The 15,732-nt window shown below is 50.0% G+C and carries 13 protein-coding genes, 1 pseudogene and 1 riboswitch; of the genes and pseudogenes, 6 read left to right on the top strand and 8 right to left on the bottom strand.

Annotated elements, in window-relative coordinates:
- Positions 1-824 precede the first annotated feature (824 nt).
- Both FFM82_RS00705 and FFM82_RS13485 read left to right on the top strand, forming a co-directional pair.
- Complete coding sequence (locus FFM82_RS00705) at positions 825-1,052, top strand: hypothetical protein (RefSeq protein WP_137643942.1); 228 nt, start codon at positions 825-827, stop codon at positions 1,050-1,052.
- A gap of 384 nt (positions 1,053-1,436) precedes the next feature.
- Positions 1,437-1,595 carry a hypothetical protein gene (locus tag FFM82_RS13485; RefSeq protein ID WP_170178163.1) on the top strand — a complete coding sequence of 53 codons (159 nt, stop codon included), beginning with the start codon at positions 1,437-1,439 and terminating at the stop codon, positions 1,593-1,595.
- A gap of 455 nt (positions 1,596-2,050) precedes the next feature.
- Here the strand turns inward: FFM82_RS13485 and FFM82_RS00700 are convergent, their stop codons facing one another.
- The 4 genes from FFM82_RS00700 to FFM82_RS00685 form a co-directional block, all read right to left on the bottom strand.
- A complete protein-coding gene (locus tag FFM82_RS00700) occupies positions 2,051-2,593 on the bottom strand; it encodes a phosphoribosyltransferase family protein (RefSeq protein WP_137643941.1) in 543 nt (180 codons plus the stop codon).
- Positions 2,594-2,595: 2 nt separating this feature from the next.
- The gene (locus FFM82_RS00695; RefSeq protein ID WP_137643940.1) at positions 2,596-3,672 is read right to left on the bottom strand and encodes an NCS2 family permease; all 1,077 of its coding nucleotides are present in this window, start codon (positions 3,670-3,672) and stop codon (positions 2,596-2,598) included.
- 215 nt (positions 3,673-3,887) lie between these two features.
- Positions 3,888-4,409, bottom strand: a complete 522-nt coding sequence (locus FFM82_RS00690) for a GNAT family N-acetyltransferase (protein ID WP_137643939.1) — start codon at positions 4,407-4,409, stop codon at positions 3,888-3,890.
- Positions 4,410-4,522: 113 nt separating this feature from the next.
- Positions 4,523-5,359: a metallophosphoesterase family protein gene (locus FFM82_RS00685; RefSeq protein WP_137643938.1), complete on the bottom strand. Its 837-nt coding sequence runs from the start codon at positions 5,357-5,359 to the stop codon at positions 4,523-4,525.
- 271 nt (positions 5,360-5,630) lie between these two features.
- On the opposite strand from FFM82_RS00685, the gene FFM82_RS00680 reads away from it, so the two are divergent.
- Positions 5,631-6,509, top strand: coding sequence for an alpha/beta hydrolase (locus tag FFM82_RS00680; protein WP_137643937.1), 879 nt, complete (start codon positions 5,631-5,633; stop codon positions 6,507-6,509).
- 48 nt (positions 6,510-6,557) lie between these two features.
- On the opposite strand, the gene FFM82_RS00675 is transcribed toward FFM82_RS00680, so the two are convergent.
- From FFM82_RS00675 to FFM82_RS00665, 3 genes and pseudogenes are all read right to left on the bottom strand, one after another.
- Complete coding sequence (locus FFM82_RS00675; protein ID WP_137643936.1) at positions 6,558-7,880, bottom strand: Nramp family divalent metal transporter; 1,323 nt, start codon at positions 7,878-7,880, stop codon at positions 6,558-6,560.
- A complete protein-coding gene (hemH, locus tag FFM82_RS00670) occupies positions 7,873-8,829 on the bottom strand; it encodes a ferrochelatase (RefSeq protein ID WP_137643935.1) in 957 nt (318 codons plus the stop codon). Before hemH ends, FFM82_RS00675 begins: the two co-directional genes overlap by 8 nt.
- A gap of 207 nt (positions 8,830-9,036) precedes the next feature.
- Positions 9,037-10,415 (bottom strand): annotated as a pseudogene (locus tag FFM82_RS00665) (amino acid permease).
- Between the two features lie 107 nt (positions 10,416-10,522).
- Between FFM82_RS00665 and mmuM the strand changes: the two are divergent.
- Positions 10,523-11,455, top strand: coding sequence for a homocysteine S-methyltransferase (mmuM, locus tag FFM82_RS00660; protein ID WP_137643934.1), 933 nt, complete (start codon positions 10,523-10,525; stop codon positions 11,453-11,455).
- Positions 11,456-11,661: 206 nt separating this feature from the next.
- On the opposite strand, the gene FFM82_RS00655 is transcribed toward mmuM, so the two are convergent.
- The gene (locus FFM82_RS00655; protein WP_137643933.1) at positions 11,662-12,381 is read right to left on the bottom strand and encodes a hypothetical protein; all 720 of its coding nucleotides are present in this window, start codon (positions 12,379-12,381) and stop codon (positions 11,662-11,664) included.
- 110 nt (positions 12,382-12,491) lie between these two features.
- A riboswitch (SMK box riboswitch) is annotated at positions 12,492-12,598 on the top strand.
- Here FFM82_RS00655 and metK point away from each other — a divergent pair.
- Both metK and FFM82_RS00645 read left to right on the top strand, forming a co-directional pair.
- On the top strand, positions 12,596-13,783 hold the full coding sequence (gene metK, locus FFM82_RS00650; RefSeq protein WP_137643932.1) for a methionine adenosyltransferase: 1,188 nt from the start codon (positions 12,596-12,598) through the stop codon (positions 13,781-13,783). Its footprint overlaps the riboswitch before it by 3 nt.
- A gap of 135 nt (positions 13,784-13,918) precedes the next feature.
- A complete protein-coding gene (locus FFM82_RS00645; protein ID WP_137643931.1) occupies positions 13,919-15,418 on the top strand; it encodes an MDR family MFS transporter in 1,500 nt (499 codons plus the stop codon).
- Positions 15,419-15,732 lie beyond the last annotated feature (314 nt).

Below are 15,732 nucleotides of genomic sequence, written 5' to 3'. Positions count from 1 at the left end.
CAACTTGAAGATGAGTATCAAACTCAAATTCAAAATTTAGTCGTGGCATAGGACAAAAAAGTCTCTATTTAAATTGTCTATTTTATTGACAGGGGACCACTAGGCTGTTTAAAAAATGGTGCCATTTTGGTGCCACTCTGTAAAATGCTCTAAACGGATGCTGTCATATCAACCGTTTGGAGCTGAGTTTTATCCCGATCGCCGGTACTAGCAAGCTATTTATATAGCTTTCGGTACCTACAGGTGACCGTCATATCTTTGATATGACGGTCTTTTTGTGTTTTCAGAAGTTATACGAAGGCACTGAGTGTCCAAACAGCTTGCACATTTCAGTGTTTCGTATATTACAAAGTAGGGGACAGCGGTATAGGTTGAACCGTCCTATATTGTTGAAAATTCAGGTAGAGAGGACAATAATCAAACTCAGTTATTGGGAGAAAAGAGAGTACCAGGCGCAAAGCATACCTCTTAATTTGCAAAAGGGCGTTTAAATTTAATCGAATGAAGCTTACTGGAAGCCAGAAAATGAAGCGAAAATGTGGGCGATTGTTGTGACAAAAATCGAGGACCGAGTTCGAAAAAGTTATAGATCATACCTCTTTTATGAAAACGAACTGTTTGACTCTCACATTTATGGGACGATAGTTAGAAATTTCGATTCAAGTTATGCAAAAGCTTACAGTGTTTATGTAGTGGCTTTCCTTTGGAACATGATACAATTACGTTAGATAGTAAAGGACTGAGCTATTCAGAGACCCCAAAATTTACTCATCTAATTTTCAATAATCGGTTATTTTGGTTAAATGGAAGTGGAGCGAGCTGTAATGATGATGACCTATACATTGATTTTAGATGATAATCATTATCGTGTTTATCGAGTGGTCACGGATAATATTGAAGGCACAGTAACGGTTAATAAGGAAACACATAGGGCAGATTTACAGGGACAATTTAGTTCGATGTTTTTTAAGGAGTTTATTGAGGAATTAGCTGTTGGAACGTTAAATTTTAAAACCGACCCGCCTAAGTTATTTGTCTATGGTGTCGGGTAAAGTACTCATCAGCTGAGTTCTTTAATAGGATATGAATCTAATAAATAGAACCTAGTTGTGAAAGATTATTTGAAGAAGGTGAATAAGGCATGCTGGTCCCAGAGTTTGCGATGCATCCAGAATGGTCCACTTGGTCTAGGGAGACGGGAAGACTAACAATCAGAGATGACGCGCCTGAAGAGGCAAAAAAACTTTATCAAGAATATTTAGATTTACTTAAGTTCTGTGATGATAATGAAATAGACTTTTAGCCCCCACCAAGTGCTATATTTCAAGCAAAGAAGCTGAGGACTGTTCGTTGAGCTATTCGCATTTACACAAATAGGGTGTAGGTTAATCGAATGGCAAAGCGTTATGAAACTGTACTTGAGGGGGGAAGCATTAATGCTAGTACTTGAACTAATGAAACATCCCGAATGGTTTAGGTGGGATGAAAATCAAAAAGTAGTCTTGATTGACGCCCCTCCTCAGGAAGCCCAGAAAGCTTATCAGGAATATTTAGATTTTTTAAAGTACCAGGATGAAAATGAAATCGACTTTTGAGAAGCATTCGACTAAAGATGTTGAGTGCTATTTTTATACCTAAAGCTGTCCCAAGCATGACGTAAAAAGGCTTACTTTTTATGCCTTGAATTGCGGTTGTACCACGTAATAAAAGCGTGAAAGGATGATCACTGTGAAACAAGAAGTATTAACAAAAAAGAGACTTACCGAAGAATAAATTAACTCGATTACGGAAACTAATGGCCATGATATCGAGAATACCAAGCGTGCCTTGAGTGACGTGAAAGCTATCGAAGTGGAAAACGAGGAACGTTGCCAATCAACCAAGCCAAGTTGAACGGTGCGCTGTCGGGCTCGGTATTTTCCGGTGCAAAGGCCAGTCCTTAAAGGGGCACTGGTGTGGATGTGGCTCTCACTAAATAGCGACGTAAAGGATACGCCAAAAACCTCCTTCGTGCGAAATCACGCGGAAGGAGGTTAGTAGGTAGTATTCTTTAAAACAGTGGCAGTGGTGCCAGAAAGTCGATGTCGGTGCGTTCGGCGGCCGGACCTTCCGCTAAGATGGCGAGCTGCTTGACGACGGTCGCACCCGCTTGTTTGAGGAGCGCGCGGGCGGTGGTTAGTGAACCACCACTGCTAATGACATCGTCAACGATCACGACCCGCTTACCGCGGATTAAATCCGCGTCCGCACCGTCCAGTACGAGTTCCTGGTCAGCGCTAGTCGTAATGGCGTGAACGGCTTCGGTAAGCGGGGCGTGCATGTAGTCCTTAACGCTTTTACGCAGGACGATGAAGTGCGGGTGGTTGGTCTGGTCACTGAGGACTTGCGCCAACGGGATGCCCTTACTTTCCATCGTCACGAGGTAGTCGAAGTCGACGTCCGCTAATTTTTGCCCGAGTTGTTCAGCCGCGTAGGCGGTCAGTTCCGCATCGCCCAGTAAAACGAACGAGGCAATCGTGGTCGTCGGGTTAATTTTAATCAGTGGTAATTTCCGTTTTAACGGGCCAATCGTTAATTCATAAGTCTTTGTCATAATTAGATCCCCAATCCTAATAATGGTAAGCCGAATTTCAGTAAGGCGCCGCTCAAGAGTCCGGTAAACGGATCAACAAGCGCGGTAACGACTAGTGTGATGCCGGCAACGGTTGACAGTGAGCCGTGCATGGCAGTTGCGGCGTTTTCTGGAAAAATTACGACCGCACCGAGAATCAGTAAGAAACCGGCGATTGAAGCGCTGGGCACGTACTGACCGATTTTTGGTAACCAACCCAGTAGTAAAATCACGGCCATGATCAGCATCATGATAATACCAGCCACGACCGGTTCCGGTGCACTGGCGGTCGCGGAAATAATCGTTTCGACTGGCGCACCACCGAGTAAACTGGTTCCGAAGTCGGCTAACGCCTGGGTGCTCGTCAGCAAGTTTAAGTTAACCGGGTTGGGCTTCTGGCCGGTCATTTGACCGGTGATCAAGCCGTAGGAAATGTTGGCGCCAATGTTCAAGCAGGCTAAACTCAGGGCGCCGCGTAAAATTTTGACGCTGACCAGCGGTTTGACGAACTGAAACTTACGGGCGGTAACGTGAGCGGGAAGCGTGACGCGGTAATGTTCGCCAATGACCGCGTAGCCGCTAGTGCCAATAACCGAAATGGCAATCGTCCAGACTAGGTCGTGACTGATGATGTAAGTGACAGCGGCCATCCCAATTGATAACCAGCCGAAGTGGGCCTCGTCCTTGGCCATTTGCAGGGCGATTTTTGCTAACATCAGCCCGACGCCGGCCATCATTCCGGCCATGATCTGACTACCGAGTACGTCAACGATTTTGGTTAGTGAGCCGGTAAGCCCAATCACTAACATGATGGTGGCACCGAAGAAGATGATTGAGGTCCGTTCCCGTAAGTTCTTACCAAGGTGCCCCGTGAGCGCCAACGATTCCGCTTGGAACGAAATTGGAGCGACCGAGCCGGCGACCCCGTTTACCAGTGCGGCCAATCCGAATGAAAATGCGGTCGGGAAAACGGCAAAGCCAAGCGTCATCGCCATAATCCCTTGGGGAATCCCGTTTAAAACAACGCCGATTGCGGCGAGAAAATCTGCTAACCAGTGCAAAATAATTCCACCTTTGCTTTTGATACGAACAATATACAATATAAAATGGTTTAAATCCAGTAAATTATAGGAAAATAACGAATTATTGAATTTTATTAACACTATAATATTCGTGTTTAAGTGTGAAAACCTTTAGCTTGAGCCGTTGACCGTAATTTGTTTAATGATTTAAAAAATCACGACAAAAAAGCCCCCGCAAGCGGAGGCTCAACAATTTAGTGAATTAATTTTTCATAAACGTAGCAAATATCGTCAGTGTGGTAAACGCCAACCATTTCACCGACCCGTTTGAAGTTCATCTTAGCAATCAAGTGTTGCATCGCTAAGTTGTCCGAGTGGGTATCAATGCGGATGCTCTTGATTTCGGGGTGCCGGCGGGTAATGTGGTCGATCACCTTTTCAAATAATTGGGTGGCGTAGCCGTGACCGGCATGGTTGGAATGGATTGCGACCCGGTGAATAACGCGGTAGGGGTCGTTTTGGTTGAGCCATTCCGCGTGGGCCGTTGTGTAAGTCTCGTCTGGGGACTGGACCACGGCGACCGCGCCAACCGTGGCGTTGTCGTCCGAATTAACTAGGAAGGCCGCGCCTTGCATAATGTCAGCCGTAATTTGTTTGCGGGACGGGTAGTCGCCCTGCCACTGGTCAACACCGGATTCGGCGAGTTGGTTACGGCCGTCGCTCAAAATATCGATGATCGTATCGAGATCATCAAGGGTTGCTTTTTTTAAGTACATAAATCGTGACTCCTCTCTTAAGCCGGGCGTTACGTGAGAAAAAACGCCGACTTAAACAGTATACAGAAATCACGCCAAATTGGAACTATTTTAACTCGATTCTTAGCATTTTTTCAGCGCCGGTGGTTGCGTAAAATTTGGCGCGCCTGTTTATCCATATCATGTTGAATATTATAGGCGGCGACCGCACTCGGTGCGTATTGATAAGCATTGGTTTTTAAAGTTTGTGCATAAAAGTCGAAGTAGGGCAGGTGGCGTTGCCGGGCAATCTCAATGGCCTGACGCCAATCAAAGTCGACTTGGCGGTAGTCGATTGCCTGAAGTCCCCGTTGATCGATCGTTAGCAGCAGGTACGACGCCCGTGGTTGCCTTAAGTTGGGGTTCACGGCGGTCGGTAGCCCGACCGTGCCGGCGTTTAAAATCAGTTGGCCACGGGTGGAGTAACGCATGATTGCTTGATGGGTGTGCGCGTAAATCACGATGTCCGGCTGGCCAGTGGCGGCTTGATCGAAGTTAGCCTGTTCCGCCGTTGGTGCCAGGGCGTGACCGCTCGCAAAGGTCGGCAGGACGTGTTGCAGGCGGATGGTCAGTGGTCCCACGTGCTTGGTCACGGTCAGTGGTAGTTGCCGTAATTGATCAAAGTGGGCTGCTGTGAGTTGCCGACGATCGTAAGCGGTCAGGATGGTGGCCATCACCTGTTTGGGCTTGGTAAATTTGTCGGGATCGGCGTCCAGCACCTTTTGGTAGTTTTGCTCGTGGTTGCCTAATACGTAGGCGGTTGGTTGGACGGCATCCAGGAGGGCCATACAACGTTCGGATTCCGGTCCGCGAACCGTTAAGTCGCCAACCGTCCAGTATTCATTGACGTTTTCTGCCTGAGCATCTGCTAAGACGGCCTCTAGCGCGGTGGCGTTACCGTGAACGTCTGATAAAACGGCTATTTTAACCATGTGATAACTTCCTTTCTATGTATCCGTCACCATCTTGATGGTGGCGGGGGTGAAATTAAAATGTAAGTTTGTAATTACTCTGCAAACTCATCGTAACTTTTTTCTGTTATAATGAGACGTGAAACGAAGTAATATATTAGCACGTATATTCAAGCCAATTCGTTTCGCGGCCGTGGTTATCCTCGTGATAACGACGGCTTTTATTTTAGCATACGCCGAATTGGCAGTGTGCTTATTTTGAGTAGGCGTGTGGAAAGTAGTGGGTGATCAAATGACGGAAGAACAAACGGTGGCGCAACTCCGCCGTGATTTTAAGGCCAGTGATGACCGCCGCGATGCCGGGTTACCGACTAACGTGGCGGGGGTTCGGCGCTATAACGACCTCGCATACGGGCCAAAACGCCCGTGGCACCTGTTAGACTTATACGTACCAACGGCGGCTAAACGGCCGTTAGCGACGATTATTAATATTCACGGTGGCGGTTGGTGTTACGGGACCAAGGAAACCTACCAGTTTTACGGGTTAGATTGGGCGCGGCGTGGTTTTGCCTTTGTGAACCCCAATTACCGTTTAGCTCCGGCAGTGACTTTTCCCGCTGAGCTTGACGACGTTAACTGCTACGTTGATTGGGTGGTGGCGCACGCTGACGAGTACCACCTGGACTTGAACAACGTGATTCTGATGGGGGACAGCGCCGGTGGTCAAATGGCGGAACAGTACGCGACAATCTTGACTAACCCGCAGTTTCGGCGGTTATTTGGTTACTCGCGACCGGAAATGACGGTGCGGGCACTGATCTTAAATAGTGCGGCCACCGAATTACTGCGACCAGACGCGTTAGCCGGGGCGGTCCGGGCCTACTTTCCGGAAAAGGTGGTGGCAACGCACCGGGCACAGTTAGCGACTGAGAGCGCCATTCAAGCCCCGTTTTTGCCAACGTTCATTTGTACGGCCACCGCCGACTTTTTGAAGCCTAACGCTTTACGGTTGGCGGCACTGTTCAAGACGCGCGACATCGAACACGTTTATCGGTGCTACGGGACAGCCGAACAACCACGCGGGCACGTCTTTTTAATCGATCAACGCGACCCGCTGGGCCAACGGGCGGTCGATGACGAACAGACTTTTATTCAAGCGCACTTAAGCTAAACTGTAAAGAATAGGTTAACCCCCGCCAGCTTTTGGCGGGGGTTAATTTTAAAATAAGTTAATAATTAAATCGAGATTTAATAAGCTAATAATAATGGCTAACGTGTAACCGAGCAGCTGCACCCAGTGGGAGTTGACGTGTTGTTTCATTAACTTCGCGTTACTGGTCAGCATAACCAATGGAACAATCGTAAACGGTAACGCCAGGCTTAACGCGACCTGGGCGTCAATAATCATTGTTTCAAGGGCGTGGTCGTTAAAGCCGACGAGCCAACCGATAATTAAAATCGGGATTAGGGTGACTGCCCGGGTGAGTAACCGCCGTTGCCATAGTGGTAAGCGGATGTGTAGGTAACCTTCCATCACGATTTGCCCCGCTAAGGTGCTGGTGATGGAAGAAATTAGCCCGGTGATCAACAGGGCAAGCGCGAATAGACCGCCCATTAAGGGGCTGGCAAGTTGACCGACAATTGCGGAACTTTGCAAACCGTGAAAGACCGCTTGGAGGCTGGCTAGTGCTCGACCGTGCCCAAAAAATAGGCTGCCGCCTAAAACTAGCAAAAGTGCGTTGATCAGGAAGGCCGCGACTAGGTGGGTGTTGGAGTCCCAGTTGGCGAACCTTAATGTTTCTTTGACTTGTGCGGGGTCGTGGTTATCATAGCGCCGGCTTTGAGCCAGTGATGAGTGTAAGTACAGGTTATGGGGCATAATCGTGGCCCCTAAGATGCCGAGGCTTAAAATCAGGGCGGCGTGATTTTTGACCAGCAACTGGCTGGGGATAAAACCACTCAAGACGGCGCCAAATTGGACGTTGGCCCGTCCGACTTCGATACCAAAAATAACGCCAACCGTCAGGATCGCCAGTAGAACGATAAACTCGACCCGCCGGATGCCGAAACGCAAAAACAGTAGTACCACTAACACGTCACCGATTGTGAGTAAAATCCCCCAGAGTAGCGGCAACTTAAACAGCATGTTGAGTGCCAAGGCGGTACCAATAACGCCGGTCATGTCGGTTGCCATCATTGCCAACTCGTTTAAGATCCACGCAGCGAAGCGTACCGGTCGCGGCAGCGTCGCGGCAATTGCCTGGGCCAAATCTTGGCGGGTGACGACCCCCAGTTTGATTGCCAGTGCCTGCATGAACATGGCAACCAAAATTGACAGTAACAGGACTGCGAGTAGCCGGTATTGAAACTGGGCGCCCCCCGCAATCGACGTCAGCCAGTTGCCGGGGTCCATGTAACCGACCGCAACTAGTGCGCCCGGACCGCTGTACGCCAGAAATTTTTGCCAAAAGGCGCTTTGGTAAACGTCGGGGACAGCCACGCTTTGATTGATTTCTTCAAGACTGCGTCGGACTTTAGCCATGGGTGCCGACCTTCTCCCTCGTTTGGGTCGCCAATTCGGCTAGGCTGGCGGCAAAGTCCGGGTCGGCGTTCAGGCACGGGACTAGTTCGAAACGGTCACCACCACTAGCGCGAAAGGCTTGGTAGTTTTGAACGTTATCCTCTTCCAGGGTTTCCAAACAGTCGCAAACAAAGGACGGCGTAATCACCAAGACGTTGCGTTTGCCGAGTTCGACGAGTTGTAAAAGTTCGTTACGGAGGTAGGGTTTTAGCCACGGCATCGGGCCGAATTTAGATTGGTAGGCGGTGACGACTTTGTCGGTCGGCAAGTCCGGTAATAGGGCGCAAACGGCCTTGGTTGTGGCTTCACATTCCCGTTGGTAGGGGTCACCGTGGCGGACCATCGCGGTCGGAATACTGTGGTAACTAAAGATGACCGCGTCATAGTCGTGTTGCTGGTAGCTCGCCCATAATTTAGCGGCCAGCGCCCGTTGGTAGCCGGGGTGGTCGTAGAAGTGGTGCACCAACGTGTAGGGCACGTTGGCGCTGTCCGCCTGGTCGATGATGCCCTGATCGGTGCTCTGGGTAAACTGAGGGAACAGCGGTAATAGGACTGGCCGTTCACAGCCAGCTTTCGCCATCGCTTTTAAGGTGGTTGCGATGTGCGGTTCCCCGTAGGTCATCGCCAAGCGCACGTCCCAGTCGGGTAACAGAGCCTGCACGCGGTCACGTAAACGTTCACTGTTCACAGTCAGCGGCGATCCAGCCGCCGTCCAAATATCGCGGTAGAAGGTCGCTGACCGCCAGGAACGGGTCGGCAAAATAATTCCGCGGAGTAGTGGCTGCCAAACGGCCCGTGGCATTTCGACCACGTTTTGGTCACTGAGAAATTCCCGCAAATAACTTTTGACGTCCGCCGTCCGGGGGCTAGCGGGCGATCCCAAATTAACGAGTAATAAGCCTGGACGCATATGAAACATCCCCTTAAGTAATTTAAGTTAATGATAGCATAATTTTAACGATTAAAACGCTTGATTCCGCGGTTTAATCCACCTATCGGGTGATATACGAAAGACGAAAAAAACTAGCGCTATGACCAAAGTCGTAGCGCTAGTTGTATCTCTGAATAACGGCAGTCGAAACGTCGCACGGTTAGTTCTTGGCATATTCACGTTGCGTTACGCCCGTTTGAATTTACGACGTAAGTAGTAGCCAGCGTAACAGATGGCCACGAACGGCACCGTGTAGTACAGGGCGATCCGTTGATTAGGGTCGAACCAAATCAAAATACAGGAGAGTCCGCTCAAAATAAAGGCTAACCAAGGGACGACCGGGTAACCGGACGTTTTAAAGGCCAATTCATCGAGCGAATGGCCGCTTTTAAGGAAGGCCTTACGGAAGTTGAGTTCCGACAACGCAATTGCCATCCAGACGATCACAACGGCTAGTCCCGAAATCGACACTAGTACCAAGTACACCGTTCCGGCGGCGTAAATGCTGGAAAGGAGGGCTAAAATCCCACCCAGCATACTGGTGATCAGGGCAATCAGCGGCACGTCGCGTTTCGTGGTCCGTTTGAAAATCTTGGGAATCGTGCCCTCGTTAGCGAGTGACCAGAGCATCCGTGTCGATGCGTAGAGCCCCGAGTTGGCTGCCGACATAATCGCGGTCAGAACAACGAAGTTCATAATATCCGCCGCGTAGGGGATTCCGATTTCTCTGAACACTAACACGAACGGACTCTCGGTGACGCCGGCCTGCTTATACGGAATCAAAGCGGCCATGACGAACATGCTACCGACAAAGAAAATAATGAGGCGCCATAACGTGGTGTGGATGGCCTTCGGAATCGTGTGGGCCGGGTCCTTAGTTTCGCCGGCCGTGATGCCGATTAATTCGGTTCCGGAAAAGGCGAAGTTGACCGTTAGCATCGTGGTGAAAACACCGCCGAAGCCGTTTGGAAACCAGCCGTTTTTATAGTAGTTAGCGAGTCCCGGTGCGGCTTCACCGTGTAAGTGAATCCCGCCGACGATGGCGAGTCCTCCCAGGATAATAAAGGCGATGATGGTAAAAACTTTGATACTGGAAAACCAGAATTCGGCCTCGGCGAACCAGCGCACCGATAAGGCGTTGACCGTAAAAATTACCACCATGAAGCCTAAACTCCAAATCCAGGTGGCAACGTGTGGGAACCAGGTTTGCATGATCAGCCCCGCGGCGGTAAATTCCGAACCGAGGGCGATCGTCCAGGTCAACCAGTATAAGATGGCGACCGTAAAGCCGGTCCCAGGACCGATGTATTTCTTAGCGTAGACGTGAAACGCGCCGGTGTAAGGCATGGCCACCGCATGGCCACCGCGAGTTCGCCCAGGCAAAGCATGACGAGGTAAACGAGTAGTGCACCAATCGTGTATGCCAGCAACGTTCCGATGGGGCCGGCCTGGTGGATCGTATAACCGGAACTTAAAAAGAGTCCGGTCCCAATGACGCCACCCAGTGAAATCATCAGCACGTGCCGCGATTCCATCTGGCGACTCAAGTGGGTTTGTTTTGACATGATTAAATGGCCTTCCTTACTTGCAAGAATTAGTTGATTAGAATAAGATGAGGAAATCAACGGTGTTAATAGAATAACACAGTATTACGGCAGAGAGGAAATCATTTATGCAAGATTCAACTATCGATTCATTATTAAAGCAAACGCCGCTCGTATCCGACGGCGCCATGGCGACCGAGTTAGAAAAGCGTGGGGTTGCCACCGATTCCGCACTATGGTCGGCGACCGCCATGCTCGACCATCCGGAAGCAATTGCGGCGGTTCACCAGAGCTACTTTGCAGCCGGGGCCCAAATCGCGACGACCAATACGTACCAAGCTAACGTGCCGGCCTTCGTTCACGCGGGCATCGCGGCGCCGAAAGCCCGCAAGCTGATTCAAGCGGCCGTAACCATTGCGAACACGGCCAAGCAGGACTTTGCGGCAAGCCACCCGGATTTTAACGGGGTGGTCGCCGGCAGTATTGGTCCTTACGGGGCTTACTTGGCGGATGGCAGTGAATACACGGGAAAGTACCACCTAGACGAAGTTGCCTATCAGGAATTTCACCGCGAGCGGCTGGACTTAATCATGGCAGCAGGGGTCGACTTACTGGCGCTCGAAACCATGCCTAAGTTGGAAGAAGTTCAGGCGCTGGTCCACCTGATTACGGTGAACTACCCGCAACAAAAATACTGGGTCAGCTTTAGTATCGCGGATCCGCAGACGTTATGCGACGGGACCCCGTTAGCCGAAGCGGCGCGGTGGGTCGTTGACCAACCTAACGTGGTCGCAGTTGGGGTCAACTGCACGACACTCGCAAACATCGAACCGGCATTAAAGACGTTGCGGGCGGCGACCGACTTGCCGTTAATTGTCTACCCGAACTCCGGCGACCTGTACGATCCGGTGACGAAAACTTGGCAACCCACGCAGCACGGTGAAACCTTTGAAACGGCGGTACCCGGCTGGCTGGCGGCCGGAGCCCAAATCATTGGTGGCTGCTGTCGGACGACCCCGGCGGATATCCGAACGGTTGCGACCCAGTTAGCACGACGGTAAAGTATAAAAAATCAGAACGAGAGTGTGACAAAAGTTGGTTAGCTGGTTAGCATAACGGCGGAAGGCGAATAATCCTGGGCTTGGATTGTTGGATTTACGGGGTTAAGCGGAGCCAGCTGACTTTTGGCGCACGTTTCGGCTATTAATATTCGGAGACACACACGGGGCTGTGACATTTGTCACAGCCCCGTTCCGATTTTATTAACTTAATAAAGTAGCCACATCAAGACGAATTGCACGACCACGGTAATCATCAGGTGGCCGCGGGTCTTACCGAGGGCCTGTTGACTGAACCAGACTGCGATCACGATCACGATGGCGGCAATCGCCTGCCAGTTCATGCTTTCAATGAAGATGCTTAAAATTAATAATCCGCCGGTAATAGCGGACATCAGCTGGTTAACTTCCCGTTGGTGGCTAAAACTGGGGACGTATAAGAAGAGGTAACTGAATAGAAGTGGCCCCAGTTTACTGAGGAAGGTCGTCGACAAGTAGTTATTTTGTAAGTCAAAGACCGCCACCGGAATGGTGAAGGTCATGATGACGCCGAAGACGACCAGCCCGAAGTAGTTCTGCATGCCAAAGCGCGGGACGGCCATGACGAACAACCAGACGCTACAAGTTAGTAAGAGGTAAAGTAACTCGGACTCCTTAGCGATGATGTTGGTAAACGCGAAAGCGACCGAAATGCCAATGGTGATCAAGCTCCACTGTGAGGGCACGCGCGCGTTCAGGATAATGAAAATAGCCGCGGCGACCGCAATCGTATAACCGATCAGTGGTAACTGGGCGGCGGAGAATTCCGCCGTTTCAAACGATTGGCCGTAGTTGAGGGCGGCCCACCAACAAACGATACTCTGTAAAATGGTGAACACGCCCAGCTGGACGTGTTCACGCTTAAGTTTCAATTTTCCAATTCGAATCATAGGCTGACATCTTTCTGTAAGTTGTAATGCTTCAATCGTACCGGTCGGCGGGAAAACCGTCAATATTTTCGGCAGAATCTTTTAAAAAAACAAGGATTGTGATACTCTGATATAGTTATGAGCCGTTCCCGAAAGGATAAAGACGTTGTTTTGGATAGATTCCGAACGTCTTTAGATGCCTTGTAACCGAATATTCTAAGGGGGAATTATTAAAATGAGTGAAAAACACTTATTCACATCTGAATCCGTTTCTGAAGGGCATCCCGATAAAATCGCGGACCAAATCAGTGACGCCATCCTAGATGCAATGTTAGCACAAGATCCACAAGCACGGGTCGCCGTTGAAACGTCGGTCACGACCGGGTTAGTCCTGGTCTTTGGTGAAGTTTCGACGAAGGCCTACGTGGACATCCAGCACGTCGTCCGTAACACCATTAAGTCAATTGGCTATTCCGATGGCCAATACGGCTTTGACGGTGACAACTGTGCGGTCTTAGTTGCTTTAGACGAACAATCACCGGATATCGCGCAAGGGGTCGACGACTCGTTAGAAACGCGTGAAGGTGATGCTGATCCGCTCGATAAAATCGGTGCGGGTGACCAAGGGATGATGTTTGGTTATGCCATTAACGAAACACCTGAACTAATGCCACTACCAATTGCGCTTAGCCACCGGTTAATGCGCAAAATTGCGGCGTTACGTAAAGACGGTACCATCAAGTGGCTCCGTCCGGATGCGAAGGCTCAAGTTACGGTCGAATACGATGGTAACAACCAGCCCCAACGGGTCGACACGGTGGTCGTATCAACGCAACACGACGCCGACGTGGATTTAGCCACGATTCGCCAAACGGTGATCGACCAAGTGATCAAGGCCGTTATTCCGGCCGATTTATTGGATGACCAGACGAAATATTTGGTTAACCCGACTGGCCGTTTCGTTATCGGTGGTCCCCAAGGTGACGCCGGCTTAACTGGTCGGAAAGTCATCGTGGACACTTACGGTGGTTACGCCCATCATGGTGGCGGTGCCTTCTCCGGGAAGGACGCGACCAAGGTCGACCGTTCGGCTAGTTACGCCGCCCGCTACATCGCTAAAAACGTGGTTGCAGCCGGCTTAGCGGACCAAATTGAAGTTCAATTAGCCTACGCCATCGGGGTTGCCGAACCCGTATCGATCGCCGTGGATACGGCTGGTACCGGTAAGGTCAGCAACGATGACTTGATCAACGCCATTCGTAAGAACTTTGACTTACGGCCAGCGGGAATCATCAAAATGTTGGACTTACAACGGCCGATTTACCGGCAAACGGCCGCATACGGCCACTTTGGTCGCACCGACATCGACTTACCGTGGGAACACACGGATAAGGTCGACGCCTTAAAAGCCGAATTTAAGTAATTAATTAATCGTCACGTGGTTATGCGCGTGATTAGTCTGTAGGTACTCGACGCTAAAAGCGACCTCTTTTTTGAGGTCGTTTTTTTGCGCCGTTGATTTAAAGGTGGTTGGTGGGAATAGTAAAGGAGTTTTTTCATGAACAAACAACGTCAGACGAACGTTATGGCCGTCACGGTGGCCATTTACGTTGCCACGTTTATGAGTGCGATCGAAGGGACCATCGTGTCGACCGCTTTACCGACCATCGTTGGTGACCTTCACGGGGTCTCACTGATGAACTGGGTCTTTTCGATTTATTTATTGACAAACGCAATGATGACGCCAATTTACGGCAAGTTGACCGATTTGGTTGGTCGTAAGCCAGTCATGCAAACCGGACTGATTATTTTTATTATTGGTTCGATGATGAGTGGCTTATCCGAATCAATGCCGATGCTGATTTTGTGGCGGGCAATTCAAGGGATTGGGGCCGGCGCGTTGATGCCAGTTTCGATGACAATCATTGCGGATATTTATTCGTTTGAACGCCGTGCCAAGGTGCTGGGTTTTAACAGCTCGGCGTGGGGCATCGCTTCGGTGCTGGCACCATTGATTGGGGGACTGATCGTGGATAAGTTGAGCTGGCACTGGATTTTCTTCATCAACGTTCCGGTGGGCCTGATCACGCTCTTCCTGTTTCAGTTCTACTTGCGCGAACCGAAGCGTCATAATCAGGTTGAAATCGACTACCTCGGTAGTTTCTGGTTGATGCTGTTCCTGCTGGGGTTAATGCTCAGTTTCCAATTATTGGGAAACGCGACCATCAGTTGGTCAGCGGTCATTATTAGCTGGCTGGTGAGTGGCGCGAGTCTCTGGCTGTTTATTCGCCGTGAGGGGCGCACCGACCACCCGGTAATTTCGCTCGATTTATTTAAGAACCACACCTTTGTGATTCAAAATGCGGTCGCGGCGTTAGTCAGTGGCTTCCTGATGGCGGTCGAAGTTTACATTCCGACTTGGACGCAGGGGATTTTAGGCGTACCGGCATCGTTAGCGGGGTTTGCGGTTACACCCAGCTCGTTAATGTGGATCGTGGGGTCGTTTGTGACCGGCCGTTTGCTGGCTAAGTGGGCGCCGCGGCGGATTATTTACCTGAGTTTGAGCTTTATCTTAGTGACGAGTATCTGCCTCGCGTTATTGCCAGTTAGCACGCCGTTCCTCTGGTTCTTCTTGATCACAGCAATCGGCGGAATCGGCTTTGGGATTACGATCACCGCAACGACCGTGACCTCGCAACACCTAGTTAGCGCGGATAACGTCGGCGTCGCCACTTCGTTTAACACCTTGAGCCGGACGATTGGTCAAACCTTGATGATTTCGGTCTTTGGAATTGCCCTCAACGTCGGCATGAACCAGGGAATTGCGAGTCACGCCGGCACCAACATGGCGATGATGAACAAGCTGATCAACCCGCAAACCGCTACTAGTTTGCCAAAGGACCTGCTGCCGACCTTACACGGTATTTTGTACACGGGGCTGCACTGGGTCTACTGGATTGGCCTTGCACTGGTCATTTTAGCGTTTATCGTCAATACTTTTGACCGCGGTCCGCAGCTGACGGCGGCCCAACACGCTTCGAAGTTAAATAAGGATTAGCTTGCAGTTTTGATTAGTTAATCCGTGGCTAAACTAAGCCACTAAGGGGGACGTTCACCGCTACGGTGGGCGTCCCCCTTAGTTTGCCCAAAATGGCAGCCGGTAAAAAACGTCAGAAAATTAATCGTTCCGGGTTAGCTTGAACGGGCCAGTTGGTTATAAACCAGTTAGAATAAGAATTATAAGTTCTTAAGAATAAAAAGTGCGTGGCTCAATCATCCTTGAAATCGGTTAAGTTACCGTTATCACGTTAATTTTGTGTCTTTACGAAACCCGTTTCATCTCGTATACTCCGAGGAGTCTAAGTTAATTAA

The organism is Lactiplantibacillus plajomi (genome assembly GCF_005405405.1).
Lineage (GTDB): Bacteria > Bacillota > Bacilli > Lactobacillales > Lactobacillaceae > Lactiplantibacillus > Lactiplantibacillus plajomi.
Note: the sequence above shows the minus strand (reverse complement) of the source record. Positions and strands in the feature narration are given on the sequence as shown.

What these genes read in the sequence shown, in the direction of transcription:
- FFM82_RS00705 (WP_137643942.1), top strand. Translation starts at nt 825, where the DNA reads ATGATGATGACCTATACATTGATTTTAGATGATAATCATTATCGTGTT.
- FFM82_RS13485 (WP_170178163.1), top strand. Translation starts at nt 1,437, where the DNA reads ATGCTAGTACTTGAACTAATGAAACATCCCGAATGGTTTAGGTGGGAT.
- FFM82_RS00700 (WP_137643941.1), bottom strand. Translation starts at nt 2,593, where the DNA reads ATGACAAAGACTTATGAATTAACGATTGGCCCGTTAAAACGGAAATTA.
- FFM82_RS00690 (WP_137643939.1), bottom strand. Translation starts at nt 4,409, where the DNA reads ATGTACTTAAAAAAAGCAACCCTTGATGATCTCGATACGATCATCGAT.
- FFM82_RS00685 (WP_137643938.1), bottom strand. Translation starts at nt 5,359, where the DNA reads ATGGTTAAAATAGCCGTTTTATCAGACGTTCACGGTAACGCCACCGCG.
- FFM82_RS00680 (WP_137643937.1), top strand. Translation starts at nt 5,631, where the DNA reads ATGACGGAAGAACAAACGGTGGCGCAACTCCGCCGTGATTTTAAGGCC.
- FFM82_RS00675 (WP_137643936.1), bottom strand. Translation starts at nt 7,880, where the DNA reads ATGGCTAAAGTCCGACGCAGTCTTGAAGAAATCAATCAAAGCGTGGCT.
- hemH (WP_137643935.1), bottom strand. Translation starts at nt 8,829, where the DNA reads ATGCGTCCAGGCTTATTACTCGTTAATTTGGGATCGCCCGCTAGCCCC.
- mmuM (WP_137643934.1), top strand. Translation starts at nt 10,523, where the DNA reads ATGCAAGATTCAACTATCGATTCATTATTAAAGCAAACGCCGCTCGTA.
- FFM82_RS00655 (WP_137643933.1), bottom strand. Translation starts at nt 12,381, where the DNA reads ATGATTCGAATTGGAAAATTGAAACTTAAGCGTGAACACGTCCAGCTG.
- metK (WP_137643932.1), top strand. Translation starts at nt 12,596, where the DNA reads ATGAGTGAAAAACACTTATTCACATCTGAATCCGTTTCTGAAGGGCAT.
- FFM82_RS00645 (WP_137643931.1), top strand. Translation starts at nt 13,919, where the DNA reads ATGAACAAACAACGTCAGACGAACGTTATGGCCGTCACGGTGGCCATT.